The 16,896-nt window shown below is 55.3% G+C and carries 20 protein-coding genes; all 20 read right to left on the reverse strand.

What is annotated here, in order from left to right:
• Positions 1–9 precede the first annotated feature (9 nt).
• Positions 10–507, reverse strand: a complete 498-nt coding sequence (locus ETR37_RS03550) for a chemotaxis protein CheD (RefSeq protein WP_011230745.1) — start codon at positions 505–507, stop codon at positions 10–12.
• A complete protein-coding gene (locus tag ETR37_RS03555; RefSeq protein WP_011230744.1) occupies positions 504–1,136 on the reverse strand; it encodes a chemotaxis protein CheC in 633 nt (210 codons plus the stop codon). Before ETR37_RS03555 ends, ETR37_RS03550 begins: the two co-directional genes overlap by 4 nt.
• 22 nt (positions 1,137–1,158) lie before the next feature.
• Positions 1,159–1,596, reverse strand: coding sequence for a chemotaxis protein CheW (locus ETR37_RS03560; RefSeq protein ID WP_015374420.1), 438 nt, complete (start codon positions 1,594–1,596; stop codon positions 1,159–1,161).
• Between the two features lie 82 nt (positions 1,597–1,678).
• On the reverse strand, positions 1,679–3,679 hold the full coding sequence (locus ETR37_RS03565) for a chemotaxis protein CheA (protein WP_015374419.1): 2,001 nt from the start codon (positions 3,677–3,679) through the stop codon (positions 1,679–1,681).
• A 12-nt stretch (positions 3,680–3,691) separates the two neighbouring features.
• On the reverse strand, positions 3,692–4,741 hold the full coding sequence (locus ETR37_RS03570; RefSeq protein WP_015374418.1) for a protein-glutamate methylesterase/protein-glutamine glutaminase: 1,050 nt from the start codon (positions 4,739–4,741) through the stop codon (positions 3,692–3,694).
• Between the two features lie 9 nt (positions 4,742–4,750).
• Positions 4,751–5,617, reverse strand: coding sequence for a MinD/ParA family protein (locus tag ETR37_RS03575; protein WP_060787823.1), 867 nt, complete (start codon positions 5,615–5,617; stop codon positions 4,751–4,753).
• Positions 5,611–6,813: a flagellar biosynthesis GTPase FlhF gene (gene flhF, locus ETR37_RS03580; RefSeq protein WP_060787824.1), complete on the reverse strand. Its 1,203-nt coding sequence runs from the start codon at positions 6,811–6,813 to the stop codon at positions 5,611–5,613. The genes ETR37_RS03575 and flhF overlap by 7 nt, the downstream gene beginning before the upstream one ends.
• Positions 6,810–8,855, reverse strand: coding sequence for a flagellar biosynthesis protein FlhA (gene flhA / locus ETR37_RS03585; protein ID WP_015374415.1), 2,046 nt, complete (start codon positions 8,853–8,855; stop codon positions 6,810–6,812). Before flhA ends, flhF begins: the two co-directional genes overlap by 4 nt.
• Positions 8,856–8,873: 18 nt before the next feature.
• Positions 8,874–9,956, reverse strand: coding sequence for a flagellar biosynthesis protein FlhB (gene flhB, locus ETR37_RS03590; protein WP_013523406.1), 1,083 nt, complete (start codon positions 9,954–9,956; stop codon positions 8,874–8,876).
• Between the two features lies 1 nt (position 9,957).
• Positions 9,958–10,731 carry a flagellar biosynthetic protein FliR gene (gene fliR, locus ETR37_RS03595; protein WP_013523405.1) on the reverse strand — a complete coding sequence of 258 codons (774 nt, stop codon included), beginning with the start codon at positions 10,729–10,731 and terminating at the stop codon, positions 9,958–9,960.
• A 6-nt stretch (positions 10,732–10,737) separates the two neighbouring features.
• Positions 10,738–11,007 (reverse strand): flagellar biosynthesis protein FliQ, encoded by a 270-nt coding sequence (fliQ, locus tag ETR37_RS03600; protein WP_011230735.1) that lies wholly within the window; start codon positions 11,005–11,007, stop codon positions 10,738–10,740.
• Positions 11,008–11,022: 15 nt separating this feature from the next.
• Positions 11,023–11,691: a flagellar type III secretion system pore protein FliP gene (gene fliP, locus ETR37_RS03605; protein WP_020754637.1), complete on the reverse strand. Its 669-nt coding sequence runs from the start codon at positions 11,689–11,691 to the stop codon at positions 11,023–11,025.
• Positions 11,684–12,340, reverse strand: coding sequence for a flagella biosynthesis regulatory protein FliZ (gene fliZ, locus ETR37_RS03610; RefSeq protein WP_015374413.1), 657 nt, complete (start codon positions 12,338–12,340; stop codon positions 11,684–11,686). The genes fliP and fliZ overlap by 8 nt, the downstream gene beginning before the upstream one ends.
• A gap of 19 nt (positions 12,341–12,359) precedes the next feature.
• A complete protein-coding gene (locus ETR37_RS03615; protein WP_013145750.1) occupies positions 12,360–12,719 on the reverse strand; it encodes a response regulator in 360 nt (119 codons plus the stop codon).
• A 25-nt stretch (positions 12,720–12,744) separates the two neighbouring features.
• On the reverse strand, positions 12,745–13,926 hold the full coding sequence (gene fliY / locus ETR37_RS03620; protein ID WP_020754640.1) for a flagellar motor switch phosphatase FliY: 1,182 nt from the start codon (positions 13,924–13,926) through the stop codon (positions 12,745–12,747).
• Positions 13,916–14,920 carry a flagellar motor switch protein FliM gene (gene fliM / locus ETR37_RS03625; protein ID WP_011230730.1) on the reverse strand — a complete coding sequence of 335 codons (1,005 nt, stop codon included), beginning with the start codon at positions 14,918–14,920 and terminating at the stop codon, positions 13,916–13,918. The genes fliY and fliM overlap by 11 nt, the downstream gene beginning before the upstream one ends.
• A 28-nt stretch (positions 14,921–14,948) precedes the next feature.
• Positions 14,949–15,377 (reverse strand): flagellar basal body-associated protein FliL, encoded by a 429-nt coding sequence (fliL, locus tag ETR37_RS03630; RefSeq protein WP_011230729.1) that lies wholly within the window; start codon positions 15,375–15,377, stop codon positions 14,949–14,951.
• Complete coding sequence (locus tag ETR37_RS03635) at positions 15,364–15,588, reverse strand: flagellar FlbD family protein (RefSeq protein ID WP_014195456.1); 225 nt, start codon at positions 15,586–15,588, stop codon at positions 15,364–15,366. Before ETR37_RS03635 ends, fliL begins: the two co-directional genes overlap by 14 nt.
• Before the next feature lie 43 nt (positions 15,589–15,631).
• Positions 15,632–16,432, reverse strand: a complete 801-nt coding sequence (flgG, locus tag ETR37_RS03640; protein WP_081212545.1) for a flagellar basal body rod protein FlgG — start codon at positions 16,430–16,432, stop codon at positions 15,632–15,634.
• Between the two features lie 18 nt (positions 16,433–16,450).
• Entirely contained in the window at positions 16,451–16,879 is a 429-nt protein-coding gene (gene flgD, locus ETR37_RS03645; RefSeq protein ID WP_014195454.1) for a flagellar hook assembly protein FlgD, read from the reverse strand.
• Between the last annotated feature and the right edge of the window lie 17 nt (positions 16,880–16,896).

Below are 16,896 nucleotides of genomic sequence, written 5' to 3' on the forward strand. Positions count from 1 at the left end.
GCATCCCGGTCATATTTCCTTGATTTCTTGAGCGGCGGTGCGGATGGAGAGCACGCCCGTCTGCGGATTAAATTCGATCGTGCGGCCGCTATGGCCCCCGACATCTTCGGCGACGACCGGAATGTGAAGCCGCTCGAGCTGCTTTTTCACTTCCTCCACATTGCGCGCGCCAATGCGCATCATATCGCCGCCAACTGTCGAAAACGAAAACATTTGCGCCCCGCCGGCCAGCTTCGCTTTCAGCATCCCTTTCCGCCCGCCAGCGGCAATGACAAGCTGAACGAGCGCCTCGACCGCCGTATCAGCGTATTTAGCCGCATTGATGACTCCGCCGCGCGCCATCGAGGAATGCGGAAGCATGACATGCGCCATGCCGGCAACCGCCTTGCCTGCATCGTAAATGACGACGCCGACGCACGACCCAAGCCCGCATGTGCGGATGACATTCGGCGCTATGACGACCTCCATTTCCGCAATGCCGATTTTGACAGCCTGCGCTGTGCTCATAGACCATCCACACCTAGTGCTCGAAAGATAGTGGAAAACGACTCGGGGTCAGGCAGAAGAAAGAAATGGCCGTTGATGCTTTCGTCCGGGCGCCGTTCATCGTAAATGGCTGTGTCAATCAAAATGGCGTAATCGCCAACGCGCGACAGCTCAAGCAACCCAAACGACAGCACAGCTCCGATCATGTCAATGGCCAATGCCGGCACAGACGGGTGCAAGTTGAGCCGCGTAAAGTCAGCCAATGCCGACAAATACGAACCGGCTAAAATATTGCCGAGCTCCTGAAGCGCCGAGCAGCCAAGCTCATGGGCTTCTCCTTGAAACGAAAATGAGTCATCGCCAATCATCCGGCGGACAAACCGCTCAGCCTGTTCCGGCGGCAGCACGAAAAACATGTTTCCCGGCGCTTCTCCTTCGATGCGCAAATAGACGCACGCCACTACTTGTTCCGGTCCACCGATTGATTCCATCATTTCGGCAAACGTCGCAATTTGAACGCGCGGCACCGCCATTTCAATTTTCTTGTTCAGCAACGTCGACAAAGCCGTCGCCGCGTTGCCGGCGCCAATGTTGCCGATTTCGCGCAAAATGTCAATATGCATCCCCGTCAAGTTGCGAATATCGTCCAAGGTCAATGCTCCTCTCTACAGGTTATCGGTCGAGCACTTTCGCCAAATCGAGCAAAATGAGGAGCCGATTCTCCACTTTCGCCACGCCGTCGATGTAACTTGCCTCAACGGAGCCAATGGCCTCTGGCGGCGGTTCGATGCTTTCCGTCGGCAGATCAAGGACATCATTCGCAGCATCGACGATAAGCCCGACTTCCATATCTTCAAGAGCGGCGATAATGATCCGCGTCTGCTCCCCATATGGTTCGGGGGCAAATCCAAACCGCTCGCGCAAATCGATGATCGGCGTCACAACACCGCGCAAGTTGATGACCCCTTTTACATAATGGGCTGTCCCCGGCACGCGCGTGATCGGCTGCATTTTCTCGATGGAACGGACATGCTGCACCGGCAGAGCATATTCTTCATCTTTCAGGCGAAACGCAATCACTTTCCAGTCTGCTTGCACACTGGCCGTCATCCAATCCTCCCCTTTTTTTCGACATGCCACTGAAAACGGCAGATCAACACTATAGTCTCCCTCGCACCGACACGGCCGCCCCCTACTTCACGAGCGCGTTGCAGTCGATAATCAGCGCCACTCGGCCGTCTCCTAAAATCGTCGCCCCCGAGATGGCAAAAACGGAAGATAAATAGTTTCCAAGCGATTTCAACACGACTTCTTGCTGCCCGATAAACGAGTCAACCGCCAGCGCCGCCAGTTTTTCTCCTTTCCGGACGATCACGACCGCCACCGCATCTCCGTCATCGGCCGCTCCGGGAACAGCAAAGACGTCTTTCAGGCGGACGAGCGGCACAATTTTGCCGCGAAAATCGATGACCGGCTGGTTGTGGGCGGAAAAAATCTCTTCTTTTTTCACCAGCGCCGTCTCAATGATCGATGACAGCGGAATCGCGTACGTTTCCTCAGCGATTTGAACGAGCAACACCGAAATGATCGACAATGTGAGCGGCAGCTGAATGGAAAAGAGCGACCCTTTTCCAGGCTGCGAATCGACCGAAACGGTGCCGCCGAGCGATTCAATCGTGCTTTTGACGACATCCAAACCGACGCCGCGGCCGGAAATGTCCGAAACTTTTTCAGCGGTCGAAAAGCCGGGAGCGAAAATAAGCTCGTAAATTTGCTGATCGTTCAAATGCTCCGCCGCCTGCGGCGAGACAATGCCGCGGCTTTTCGCCTTTTGCAGCACCTTCTCCCGGGAAATGCCGGCGCCGTCATCTTCGATTTCAATAAAGACATGGTTGCCGCTATGGTACGCTCGCAATTGAATGATCCCTTCTTCTGGCTTTCCGCGCGCCGCCCGGACGTCCGGCGCTTCGATGCCGTGGTCGAGCGCATTGCGGATCAAATGGACAAGCGGGTCGCCGATTTCATCGATCACCGTCCGGTCAAGCTCGGTATCCGCGCCGATGATGTCAAGACGCACCTTTTTGCCGAGCTCGCGGGCGAGTTGGCGCACCATGCGCGGAAAGCGGTTGAACACCGTTTCGACCGGCACCATGCGCATATTTAAAATGATCGTCTGCAAATCGCTCGAGATGCGAGACATCCGCTCGACCGTTTCCGTCAATTCGGCATGGTTCAGCTCGCGGGAAATTTGCTCAAGCCGACCGCGATCAACAACCAATTCTTCAAATAAGTTCATCAACCGATCGAGCCGTTCAATGTTGACGCGGATCGTTTTCGTCGCCTGTTTTACTGTTTGTTTTTCCGGCGCCTCTGCTTCGGCTTGAACGGCCGCGGCCTGCTCCATAGCGGCCGGTTGTTGGGGCGCAGCCGCTTTCTCACTTTCTGCCGACGGTTCATCGCTCGATAGCCTAGACACCTTGACGTCATCAATTTCCGAAATGCCCATCAGCCGCTTTTGCAACTCATCGGCTGGCGCTTTGGATACGACCGTAACGAGAAACTCCCGGTCAAACTGTTCTTCCTCCAGCATCTCGACCGGCGGCGTTGCTTTCACAATTTCTCCGACTTCATTCAGCTGTTCAAACACCATATAGACGCGCGCTGCTTTCAACAAGCAGTCATCGCGAAGCCGAACGCGGATTTCGTAGACGGAAAATCCCTGCTCCTTCGCCTGCTCGAGCACATGGTATTCAAATTCCCCATACGCATGTTCAAGGGGCGGTTCTTCCCTTGCTGCCTGCTTGTTGGGCATCTCCCCTTGCTCGATTCGTTTCAGCTGTTCGACTGTTCTCCTTACATCGCGCGTTCCGTCGCCGCCTGCAGCGATGGAACTGATCATCGCCTCCAAATGGTCGACGGCCTCAAAAATGACGTCAAGCAATTCCGGGGTAACGGAAAGCCGCCGATTGCGTATGCCATCGAGCACGTTTTCCATTTGGTGCGTCAAATTGGCCAAATCTTCAAACCCCATCGTGGCGGACATGCCTTTCAACGTATGGGCCGAACGGAAAATATCATTCACCACAGACATGTCCTCCGGCGTTTTTTCAAGTTCCAACAGCCGCTCGTTGATCGCCTGCAAATGCTCTTTGCTTTCATCAATAAATAAATCCAAATATTGGCTCATGTCCATGCCGTTTCCCCCTCACTCCCCGATCGATTGGACGATGGCAGCGGCGATGCTGTCAAGCGGTGCGATGACATCAACGACGCCAGCCTCGATCGCCGCTCTTGGCATCCCAAAGACAACGGCTGTCTCGCGCGCTTCCGCGATCGCTTTTGTGTTCCCGCTTTCCTTCAGGATTTTCAACCCTACTGTTCCGTCGCTTCCCATGCCGGTCATAATCACCGCGATTTTCCGACAGCGGCGAATGGCAGCAAGCGACTCAAATAATACGTCAACAGCCGGACGATGGCCGGCGCGCGGCGGCGATTCGTCGAAACGGGCTTTAAGCGCGCCGCCTTCTTCACGAACGATGAGATGGACGCCGCCTGGCGCGATATAGGCGGTGCCATTTTGCAGCACTTCCCCGTCTTCCGCCTCCTTGACCGTGATCGCGGCAAGCGCATCAAGCCGATTGGCGAGCGACGCCGTAAACCCTTTGGGCATATGCTGGACAGCGACGACCGGAGCGGCTAGATCGGGCGGAAGCTGCGTCAGCACCGTCTCGAGCGCACGCGGGCCGCCGGTGGAAGTGCCGATCGCAACGATGGCCTGTTGCGGGCGCGCCGCCGCTTTGAACGATGGGCGCCAAGACGGACGTTGGCGGCGCGGAGCAGTCAAGGCAGCCACGTTCGCTTCGCTCGCGTGCAGCACTTTGCCAATCAGCTCGTCTTTCACTTTGTACAAATCGAGCGAAATCGGTCCGGACGGCTTGGCGACAAAGTCGACCGCCCCGTACTGCATGGCGGCGATCGTGTTTTCCGCCCCTTCGGTCGTCGTGCTTGACACCATGACGACCGGCACGGGATGATCCCGCATGATGCGCTGCAACGTTTCGAGCCCGTTCATGACCGGCATTTCCACATCAAGCGTCACGACATCCGGCCTTAGGGCAGCGATTTTCTCGAGCGCCTCCCGGCCGTTGCGAGCTGTTCCGATGACTTCGAGGCGCGGATGCTCGGACAAAAAATCACTGATCCATTTGCGCATAAACGCCGAGTCATCGACGACAAGCACCTTGATCGTCTTCATGTTCCGTCTCTACCTTTCTAGCAAAAGTTGACGCAGCTTCGCAAAAAAGCGGGGAGCCCGCTCCGGCTCTTTTTCTCCTCCCGCCGCATAGCGGCACGCCATTTGACGCACTGCCCGGCTCGCCTTCGCCGCCGGATCAAAGAGAACAAACGGCGTTTGCCGGACGACACAGCGCGCCACAGTCCGGTCTTCAGGAACGACGCCAAGCAAGGCGATGTCTTTATGGAAAAACCGACTGGCGGCATGCTGCAGGCGCGAAAAGACGCCATATCCTTCCCGCTCGCTGCCGGCGCGGTTGACGATGACGGAAAACGGAGCCTCGCTGCCGGCGGTGTGCATATATTTCATCATGGCGTACGCATCCATCATCGCGGTCGGCTCCGGCGTCGTGACAATAAACACATCGTCGACGGACTTTAAAAAATACAATCGTTCTTCTGAGGCACCCGCCCCCATATCGAAAATGAGATAATCATATCGCGACGCCACCGTCTGCAGCTCGGCCAACAAATAGTCGATAGCGGATCGATCGACACTCAACCATTGCGCGGCGCCCGTCCCCCCAGCAATATACGATAGATGCTCCGGTCCGCTTTTTACCAGCTCGGAAAGCGGCAACCGCGCGGAAAACCAATCCGAAAGCGTCATTGGCGACGACTGGCCGAGCAAAATGTCGATGTTGCCCATGCCGATGTCCATATCAAGCAGCAAGACGCGAAACCCGAGCTTCGAGAGCGACAGCGAAAAATTGAGCGAAAGGTTTGACTTGCCGACTCCGCCTTTCCCGCTCGTCACCGCGATGGTCCGCGGCCCCGCCGCCGGCGTCAGCCGGCGGCCCAGCTCATAGCGCAGCCGTTCTGCTTGATCGCTCACCATCGCTCCGCCCCAAACAGCAGATGAACGAGCCGGTCTGCGGACGCTTCCACCATGTCGTCCGGCACATTTTGCCCGTTCGTGAAATAGGCGGCGGCAAGCCGGCTGTCAAGCAACACATTGACGATCGTTCCAAACGAGTCCGTCTCATCGAGCTTCGTCACGATCAGCCGATCGATCGGCAGGTGGGAAAAGTGGTTGTAAATCGTTTTCATATCGTCATACTTTCCCGTGGCGGCGAATACAAGAAACGTTTCCGTTTCGCTGTCAAACTCGAGCGTTTGCTGCAGTTCATCCACGTATTGCGGATTGCGGAAGTTGCGGCCAGCCGTATCGACGAACACGAGATCGCAGCCGGCCAATTTCCGCTTCGCCGTCCGAAAATCGTCGGCATTGTAGCATACTTCCAACGGAGCGTGCAAAATGTCGGCATACGTCTTCAGTTGGTCGATGGCGGCGATCCGGTACGTGTCGGCCGTGATGAACCCGACTTTTTTCCCTTGCTCGAGGACGGCGCGCCCTGCCATTTTGGCGAGCGTCGTCGTTTTTCCAACCCCGGTCGGACCAAGCAAAATCATATACTTTTTTTGCTCCGCCGTTTTGACAAACGGAAGCGTCGACAATAGATCGCGCACCGCTTCTTTCGTCCAGGCGGAGACCGCAGCGGGCGACCGGCCGTCTTTGTCGGCATACCACCGTTCAAGCAGGCGATCCATCACTTGGCGGACGTACACATCCGCCATCCCTTGCCGAACGAGGCGCCGTTCCGCTTCCGCAAGCGGTGGAGGATACAAAAGCGAAGACGAGCGGGCGTTGAACTGACGGATGAGCGCCTTGACTTCCTCGATCTCACGGGCAAGCGAGCCGTCTTCCTCCCGCTCGGCCGCCGGCAAAGGGGCAAAGGACGCAGCAGCACTCAGCTGACGCGTCAAAGACGCGGCGGCACTCGGCTGACGCGTCAAAGACGCGGCGGCATCCGGCTGACGCGTCAAAGACGCGGCGGCATCCGGCTGACGCAGCGGCAGTGGATCCGGATCAACGCCGGCCAACACTTCGATCTTTTTTTTCGCAAACAGACCGAAAAATCCGCCGGTCTGCACGACTTTCGAGTGCAAAATGACGGCGTCGCGGCCAAGTTCGGCGCGAACCATTTTCATCGCTTCGTTCATGGACGGGGCGACAAATTTTTTCACTTTCATTCGATTTCCACCATCCCCACGCTTTGAACTTCGACATCCGTTTCAAGCTCGTTGTACGACAGCACCGGAACAGTCGGAAAATGGCGCTCGGTCAGCTGTCGGACGTACATGCGCACCGCCGGGGAGCAGAGCAAAATCGGCGTCTGGCCGGCGAACGGATAGCGTTCAAGCGCCGCGGCGACCGCTTCCACAAATGCCTGCGCCCGCGCCGGCTCGAGCGCCAAATAGCGGCCGTGTTCGGTTTGCTGCACGGCGTCGGCGATCGTTTTTTCCGCCCTGCCCGACAGCGTAATGACGCGCAGCGGCTCGCCCGGCACGGCGTACTGCGAGGTGATTTGCCGCGCCAACGCTTGGCGGACGTATTCCGTCAACAAATCGGTGTCGCTGGTCAGGCGGGCAAAATCGGCAAGCGCCTCAAAAATGAGCGGCAAGTTGCGGATCGACACTTTCTCTTTCAGCAGCTTGGCGAGCACTTTTTGCACGTCGCCGACAGACAACGGATTCGGCGTCACATCGTCGACAAGCACCGGATACGATTCTTTTAAATGATCGATCAGCTGTTTTGTTTCCTGACGCCCCAGCAGTTCGTGGGCATGGGCTTTCAGCACCTCCGTTAAGTGTGTCGAGACGACCGATGGCGGGTCGACGACTGTATAGCCAAGCATTTCCGCCCGGTCTTTGACGGTCTCGGAAATCCATTTCGCCGGCAGACCAAACGCCGGCTCGATGGTGTCAATGCCATCAATCGAATCATCGTCAACTCCGGGGCTCATCGCCAAATAATGGTCAAGCAGCAGCTCGCCGCGCGCCACTTCCTCTCCTTTCACTTTGATCCGGTATTCATTCGGCTGCAACTGGATGTTGTCGCGAATGCGCACAACCGGGATGACAATGCCAAGCTCGAGCGCGAGCTGACGGCGAATCATGACGATCCGGTCAAGCAAATCCCCGCCTTGATTGGCATCAGCGAGCGGAATGAGCGCATAGCCGAACTCAAATTCAATCGGATCAATATGCAGCAGTTGGATGACGCTTTCCGGGCTTTTCAATTCGTCGGCGGCCGCCGCCTCCTCTTCCGGAGCGGCCAATGCCGCTTCTTCTTGCTTTTGCCGCTCGATAAATCGGTAGCCGCCAAGCGCCAGCAGCCCGGCAATCGGCATCGTCAACAAGTCGTTGATCGGCGTAAACAAGCCGAGCAGGAAAATCGTTCCTGCCGTGACGTACAACATTTTCGGAAACGCGAACAGCTGGCGCATAATATCGCCGCTCAAGTTGCTGTCCGACGCCGCCCGGGTGACGATGATGCCGGTCGCCGTGGAAATCAACAGCGCCGGAATTTGGCTGACGATGCCGTCGCCGACCGTCAAAAGCGTGTAGCGCTTTGCCGCCTCCCCTATATCCATTCCTTTCTCCACAACGCCGATCACCATGCCAAACAACATGTTGATGACGACGATAATGATGCCGGCGATGGCGTCGCCTTTCACAAATTTGCTTGCCCCGTCCATCGCTCCGTAAAAGTCGGCTTCTTGCGCCACTTTTTCCCGCCGCTTTCGGGCTTCTTGCTCCGAAATCATGCCGGCGTTCAAATCGGCGTCAATGCTCATCTGTTTGCCGGGCATCGCATCGAGCGTAAAGCGGGCCGCCACTTCCGAGACGCGCTCCGCCCCTTTGGTGATGACAACAAACTGGATGATGACCAAAATCAAAAACACGACAAACCCAACGACAACATCGCCGCCAACGACGAACGTTCCGAACGTTTCAACGACGCCGCCCGCCTCCCCTTTGCTTAAAATCGAGCGGGTGGTTGACACATTCAGCCCGAGCCGAAACAGCGTCAGCACTAAAAGCAATGACGGAAAAATGGAAAACTCAAGCGGCTCTTTCGTGTTCATCGCCGTCAGCAATACAAGCAAGGCAAGGGAAATATTGATGATGATCAAGACGCTCAACAGCCATGTCTGCAGCGGGATGACGAGCATGGCGACGATGAGCACGACAAGAAACAATACGGATAAATCTTTGATTTGCGCTTGCATGGTTTTCTCTCCTTGTTGCTACACGTTTCCTTTGAGCCGATAGACGTACGCCAAAATTTCCGCCACTGCCTTAAAAAACGCCTCTGGAATCATGTCGCCGACTTCCGTCTGGCGGTAGAGCGCCTGCGCAAGCGGGCGATTTTCGACCGTCACGACGCCATGGGTTTTCGCCACTTCCTTGATTTTCAACGCCATATAATCCGCCCCTTTCGCGACGACGACTGGCGCTTCCATCTTGCCGTCTTCATACTTGAGGGCAACGGCGTAATGCGTCGGGTTGGTAATGACGACATCCGCGTTCGGCACTTCCTGCATCATCCGCCTCATCGCCATCTCACGCTGTTTTTGCTTGATGCGCGATTTGATGAGTGGATCGCCTTCCGTCTTTTTGTATTCATCTTTAATGTCCTGTTTGGACATGCGGATGCTTTTTTCAAATTCAAACCGCTGATACAAGTAATCAAACAGCGCTAAAAACAAGAGCGCCCCCGCGGCGTACAGCCCCATTTTCACCGTCAAGCCGCCGACGACAGTCAAAGCCTCACCCGGCGTCTTGGAAACGAGCGCCGCAAGCTCGCTTCGTTCGGCCAACAGCGCCGCAAACACGACCGCACCGATGATTCCAGCTTTTAACACGGATTTCAACAGCTCGACCAAGGCGCGCAACGAAAACAGCCGTTTCATTCCTTGCACGGGATTGAGGCGGTTCCCATCCATTTTTAACGGTTCAACGGTGAACAAGGCGCCGATTTGCAAAAAGTTGGCCAACCCAGCCGCCAGCACTGCGGCGGCGAACAGCGGCGCCAAAAGCAAGGATGCATGGGAAAGCCAGTCAAGAAACAGCCGGTGAAGCGAGTCAACCGTCAACGAAGGGGAGGCAGAATCGGACAAGGCGCGGGCGAACAACCGCAGCAGACCGTCCCGCTCGTACGCCCCCGCCAAGGACAAAGCAAGAAATGAAGCAAGCAACACGGAAGCGGAGACGACATCACCGCTTTTGGCCACCTGTCCTTTTTCCCGCACTTCTTGCCGTTTGCGAGGCGTCGCCTTTTCCGTTTTTTCCCCAGCGAAAAATTGCAAATCGAGCCGCCACTCGCCCATCTTATCCGCCCCCCAACAGCCGCATCAACTCGCGCAACGAGGCAAACATGAAGTGAAATACACTGCGCGCCGCAAGCAATATCGTCCCAATCCCCGCCAACAGGAGCAAAAACGCCGCTGCCGTTTTGGCGGAAAAGCCGACCGCAAAAATGTTCATTTGCGGCACCGCGCGGGCGATGATGCCAAGCGCCACGTCGACTAAAAAGAGCGATCCGACAAGCGGGGCCGCCATTTGGAAAGCGGCGGCGAACATCGCAGCAAACGCCCGCACCGCGTATTCCACCGCCCGACCGTCAGCAACGTGCGGCAGGCGGTCAAGCGGCAACCAATGATAGCTGTAAAACATGCCGTCAAGCAGCAAATGGTGGCCATCGAGAGCGAGCAAAAGCAGCAGGGCGAGCAAATGAAGATATTCGCCAAGCAGCGGGCTTTGCGCTCCAGTTTGCGGGTCGATGACGTTGGCGATGGCAAACCCGATTTGAAAATCGATCAAGCCGCCGGCGATTTGCATCGCCGCCATGAGGATCGCTGCCAGCAGCCCGAGCGCCAATCCGACGAGCGCTTCTTTTACGACAAGCAATACATACACACCGTCAAGCGCCAACACCGGTTTGGGCATCGCCAAAAACAACAGCCAGCTGAACAAAAACGCCAATCCGGCTTTATACGAAGCCGGCACGGTCCGATAGGAAAACAACGGCATCGCCGCGAAAAACGAAGCGGCGCGGACAAAGACGAGCAAAAACGCCGGAAAATAAGTCCATGCTTGTTCCATCGCCGATCAGCCTATAAACGAAGCAAGATTGTTGAAAATATCGTGCGCGTACGACACCATTTTCGAGAGCATCCACGGCCCAAAAAACACAAGTCCAAGCAAGACGGCGACGATTTTCGGCACAAACGCGAGCGTCTGCTCTTGAATTTGCGTCGCCGCCTGGAAAATGCTGACGACAAGCCCGACGGCAAGGGACAACAACAAGAGCGGCCCGCAGACGACAAGCACGATATACACGCCTTGTTCAGCAAGGCGGATGATGAAATCGGCACTCATAAACGCCACCTATCTTTATTGAAAACTTTGCAACAATGATTTGACGACCAAATGCCAGCCATCAACAAGGACAAACAATAAAATTTTAAACGGCAGCGAAATCATCACGGGCGGCAGCATCATCATCCCCATCGACATTAAGACGCTGGCGACGATCATGTCGATGACTAAAAACGGAATAAAAATCATAAAGCCCATTTGAAACGCCGTTTTCAACTCACTGATGGCAAACGCCGGCACGAGCGCGGTCATCGGGATGTCGTTGACCGTTTTCGGCTGTTTGGCGCCGCTGTATGATAAAAACAGCGCCAAATCTTCCTGCCTGGTGTATTGGCTCATAAACTGCTTCAGCGGAACAGCCGCCCGTTCATACGCCTCCTCCAAGTCAATTTTGTCGGCAAACAGCGGCTGCAATGCCTGATCGTTGATGTCTTTCCAAGTCGGCGCCATAATGAAAAACGTTAAAAACAAGGCGAGCCCGACGAGCACTTGGTTCGGCGGCATCTGCTGTGTGCCGAGCGCCGTGCGCACAAACGACAAAACGATGACGATGCGGGTAAAACATGTCATCATAATGAGAATGCCGGGTGCGATCGACAACACGGTGAGCAACAGAAGAAGCTTCACCGCTGTCGACACGTGCTCGGGAGCCATCGAATCAAACATATGGACAAATTCACTCATCGTCCGCCGTCCCTTTCTTCTTCAACCGATTGAGCCACTCGTTTCGCTTTTCGGCCATTTGCTTCATCTCCTCCGCCAACAGCGCCGAAAACGACGGCGGCAAACCGTTTTTCCGCTTTGATTTCCCCGTCCACTCGCCTCGAAGGAAGGAGCCAAGCCGGCCCAACTCCGCCATTCGCTCCAACCGTGCGCGATGTTGCTCCAACAGTTCATTCATTTCTTGTTCGTCTTCAATTTCTTTCAGAAGCTGAATCGAATCACCGACACCGATGACGAGCAGCCGACGGCCGACTTTAATGAGCTGTACAGAGCGGTTCGTCCCGACGCTCGTCCCGCCGAGATGCTCGATGACGCCCTTTTGGCTTGAAACAAACGACTGACGGCGGGACATCCACCTTAACACCGCATAAAGGAGAATGAGGACAAAGGCGGTCGCGCCGATGAGCCGAAGCACATCGGAAGCGGAAACCGCATCAGCGGCTTGATTCGCTGTTTGGTTTGTCTGCTGCCCGGAAGGAGCTGACGGCCCGCATGAATCGGGATGCTGCAGACAGTCGGCGACCGTGGGGCTTTGGGCGGCCGATGCCGGCGTCGGCCCCAAAGCAATGGCTGCTGCCAGCAAAACGGCCGCCCAGCGCCAAATTGCCATCGTTTCCACCTCTGATCGCTCACCCGATCGTTTTGTTGATCGCTTCGATGACGCGGTCGGCTTGGAACGGCTTGACCACAAAATCTTTCGCCCCGGCTTGAATGGCATCAATCACCATTGCCTGCTGCCCCATCGCGGAGCACATAATGACTTTGGCATTGCTGTCGATTTTTTTAATTTCCTTGAGCGCCGCAATCCCATCCATCTCCGGCATCGTAATATCCATTGTCACGACATCGGGCCGCGTTTCCTTGTATTTCTCGATCGCCTGCCGTCCATCGGCCGCTTCGGCGACGACTTCATGTCCGTTTTTCGTCAAAATGTCTTTAATCATCATGCGCATAAATGCCGCATCATCAACGACAAGCACTCTTGCCATGTCCCCTAACCTCCCAAACGCCTGTTTATTTTAACTTTGTCAGCCGATCGCTTTGGCTGATGATGTCCGTGATGCGTACGCCGAAATTTTCATCGATGACGACAACCTCGCCTTTCGCGATCAGCTTGTTGTTGACAAACACATCGACCGGTTCGCCGGCCAGTTTATCGAGCTCAATGATCGATCCAGTCGACAGCTGCAAAATTTCCTGCACCGACCGCTTCGTCCGCCCGAGTTCAACCGTCACCTGCAGCGGCACATCAAACAGCAGCTCCAAATTGCGCGCCTCCGTTGCCGCAAGCGGCGGGGCATCGAACTCGACGAAATCGGCGGTTTGAATATGCCGAGCGGCTGCACCCTCCCTCTCCTTGTCCGCCCGCCCAGCCGGCGGTCCATCCGTCGAGCGGCTCGCCGCTTCTGAAGCGGCCGCACCGCCGTTTGCCTGAACGTCAATTGGAACAGGCTGCGGCTCGCGAAACGGCCGGTCGTCCGCCGACGACTTAAGGCTCACTTCCGCTGCCCCCGGCTCCTCAAGCGGCGAGCCGAGCAATTGGGCAACCAATTCTTTCGCGAAATCGATCGGCAACAGCTGCATAATGCTTGAGTCGATCAACTCGCCGATTTTCAGCCGAAATGACACTTTAATGAAAAAGTCTTCGTCCGGCAAATATTCCATCCCTTTTCCTTCCGCTAAATCAAGCAGATGGAGCGTCGGCGGGGAAATATCAACCCGCTTGCCAAAGACGGTCGACATCGACGTCGCCGCTGAACCCATCATTTGGTTCATCGCTTCTTGAACAGCGCTCAGCTGAATCTCTCCGAGCGGACCATCGGCCGCCGTTCCGTCGCCGCCAAGCATTAAATCAGCGATAATCGCCGCGTCTTGCTGTTTAATGACCAACAAGTTTGTCCCGAGCAGCCCTTCCGTATAGTTGACTTGGATGGCGACATATGGCTGCGGAAATTCATCCGCGACGCTTGTGCGCTCGATAATGGACACGCTTGGCGTCGTAATTTCCACCTTTTGGTTCAATAACATCGACAGGGCAGTGGCCGAACTGCCGAAAGAAATATTGCCGATTTCCCCAAGGGCGTCCTGCTCAAGCGGAGAGAGAAGATCATGAAGCGCCGGAATAGGTCCGTCGCTGTCCATTCCGCGCAACAAAGCATCAATTTCATCCTGCGACAACATTCCATCATTCATCATGGTCGTCTTCGTCCCCCTCGATCATCGCTAAAATTTGCACCGCCAGCTTTTTGTTCCGCTTCCCCGGCTGGCCGATAAACTTTGGAATATGGCCGATTTTGACCACGAGCGGCTCATGAATCGACTGCTCGAGCTGAATGACATCGCCGGCCTCGAGTTGAAGAAATTCATTGACCGTGATGACCGCCGTTCCCAGTTCAGCGATAATCGGCAATTTTGCCGCGCGGATGCGCTGTTCGATCCGTTTCGCTTCCTCGGGGGAACGCTCCTTTTTTTGCGCCTGCATCCAGTAATGCACCGACAGCCGCGGCATAATCGGCTCCAAGACGACATGCGGAATGCACACATTCATCATGCCGCGCGCTTCGCCGATTTGCGTGTTGAGCGAAATGACGACAACGGTGTCGTTCGGCGCAATCATGCGCAAAAACTGCGGATTGACTTCAAAATCGACAAAGAGCGGGTCGACTTCCGCCACCGATTCCCAAGCGTCGCGCCAATGGACAAACGCCTTGTCAAACAAATTGGACATGATGCGTGTTTCAATCTCCGTCAAATGCTCCACTTTATCCATCCCGACGCCGCGCCCGCCCATCACCCGGTCAAGCATGGCGTAAGCGATGTTCGGGTTGACTTCCAAAAGGACATGCCCGCCGAGCGGCGGCACCTCAAAGACATTGATGATCGTCATTTTTGGGATGGAGCGGACAAATTCTTCGTATGGAATTTGGTCGGCCGATGCGACCGAAATTTGCACATATGTTCGCAGCTGGGCGGAAAAAAACGTTGTCAGCAGACGGGCGAAATTTTCATGAATGCGCGTCAGGCTGCGGATTTGATCTTTGGAAAACCGGAGCGCCCGCCGAAAATCATACGTTTTGACGCGTCGGCCTTCCTCCTCTTTTTTCAGCTCCTCCGCGCTCATCTCCCCTGCAGAAAGCGCCGCGAGCAACGCGTCAATTTCGCTTTGCGACAATACTTCCCCGGCCGTCATTTCATCTTCCCCCCTTCCAATGACAGGGCTACTGGAGGATAAAAGAGGTAATGTAGACGTTCTCCACTCTCCCTTCTTGCATCAATCCGTTGATCTCGCGCTTCAGCCTCTCTTTCAGCGCCGTCAGCCCTTCTTTTCCTTTAAAGTCGGCCGCTTTCATCTGCGAAAGTTGCTCGATGATCACGTCTTTCATCTGAAAATCGCGTTTCTCCGCCTCTTCTTTTCCTTGATCGCTGTCTGTTTCAATTTTAAATGAGATTTTAATATAACGTCCGTCTGCTAAATTGGTGGTCATTTCCGGAATGTCGATCGATCGTTCCGCCAGTTCGTCAGCGCTTGGCGCCCCTTGTTTTTCCGCATGCCCCATCTTCATCACCGCGACAAGCGCCGCCGTTCCAGCCAAAGCGATGACCGCCAGCACAATGATCATCGTTTTGATTGCTTTATTCCCTTTCACGGTCCAATCCTCCTGCTTTCGGTAAGCGAAACACACCAAGCTGCTGGTAAAATTCGCTCGCTCGCGCCGCCACTTGCTCGACCGTTTCGCGAACGACGAATTTTTTTCCGTTCGTCAGCGTCACGGTCGTATCAGGAAACGCTTCAATTTGTTCGATGTACAACGCATTGAGCACAAACCGTTTGCCGTTGAGCTTCGTTAACGAAATCATCGGGCAACAGGCGCAAGACGCCGCTCACGCCCTACCTCCTATTCTATTTTTTCAAGTTGACAAGCTCTTGCAAAATTTCATCCGATGTCGTAATGATGCGCGTATTCGCCTGGAAGCCGCGCTGGGCGACGATCATCTCCGTGAATTCCTCGGCAAGGTCGACGTTGGACATCTCAAGCGCGCAGGAGACGATCGTTCCGGTTCCGTTCGCTCCCGGCGCCCCTATCGTTGGCGCTCCAGAGTTGGTCGTTTCGCGGAACAAGTTGTTGCCGGCTTTTTCTAATCCGTCATTGTTGGCAAATTTCGCGAGCTGAATCGTGCCGATTGTCTGCAAGTTGCCGGATGCGTTCACAATAGTCACTTGGCCGTCCGCTCCGATGCTTAAGCTTTTCGCATCTGTCAGAACTTGAAGGCGGCTATTTCCAACACCGAGCAAATATTGGCCATCGGCATTGACAATATAGCCTTGCGAATCGAGATAAAAATTCCCGGCTCTCGTATACATGCGATTGTTGCCGGACGCATCGCCGACGACGAAAAACCCGTCGCCGGAAATGGCCAAATCGAGCACGCGGCCGGTCGTTTGCAAACTGCCTTGCGTATGGACGGTGTCGATCGCCGCCAGCTGCGAACCGAGCCCGACCTGCTTTGGATTCGTCCCGCCGCGGCCGGCAGTGCCAGGAGCGCTGGCGCCGGAAATCGTCTGGCTCATCAAATCTTTGAAAATCGTTCGTCCTTTTTTAAACCCGTACGTATTGACATTGGCAATGTTGTTGCCGATGACATCCAACTTCGTTTGAAAGTTGCGCATGGCGCCGATTCCGGAATACATGGAACGAAGCATCGGTTTCCTCTCCCCTTTTTATCCTTTTTGTTCGACTTTCACGACCGCATCCGCGGCAATCGTTGTCCCGTTATCAAGCCCAAGAGTCACTTGGCCGTCTTTTTGCATGACCGATTGAACGACGGCGCTCATCGTCGTCTCGCCGTCTTGCCAGTGCACCGTTTTGCCGATCCATTCGCTGTAGCGCAAAAGCGCATCGCGGCTTGACGCTTGCATCCATTGCTGCATCAAATTGGCGATGTTCATCATTTGCTCAAGCGAAGAGAAGCTCGCCATTTGCGCGATAAAGTCTTTATCTTCCATCGGATTGAGCGGGTCTTGGTTTTCGAGCTGAGCGAGCAAAATTTTGAGAAAATCGTCTTTTCCTAAAATTTGATTGCCCGTTTTCCGTTCCGGCTGAACCGCGTTTGTCAGCCATAAGCTCCCGTCAATCGCATTCGTTGTCATCCTCGTTCTTTTCCCCC

It is taken from the genome of Geobacillus sp. PK12 (genome assembly GCF_004123125.1).
Classification (GTDB): Bacteria; Bacillota; Bacilli; order Bacillales; family Anoxybacillaceae; genus Geobacillus; species Geobacillus zalihae.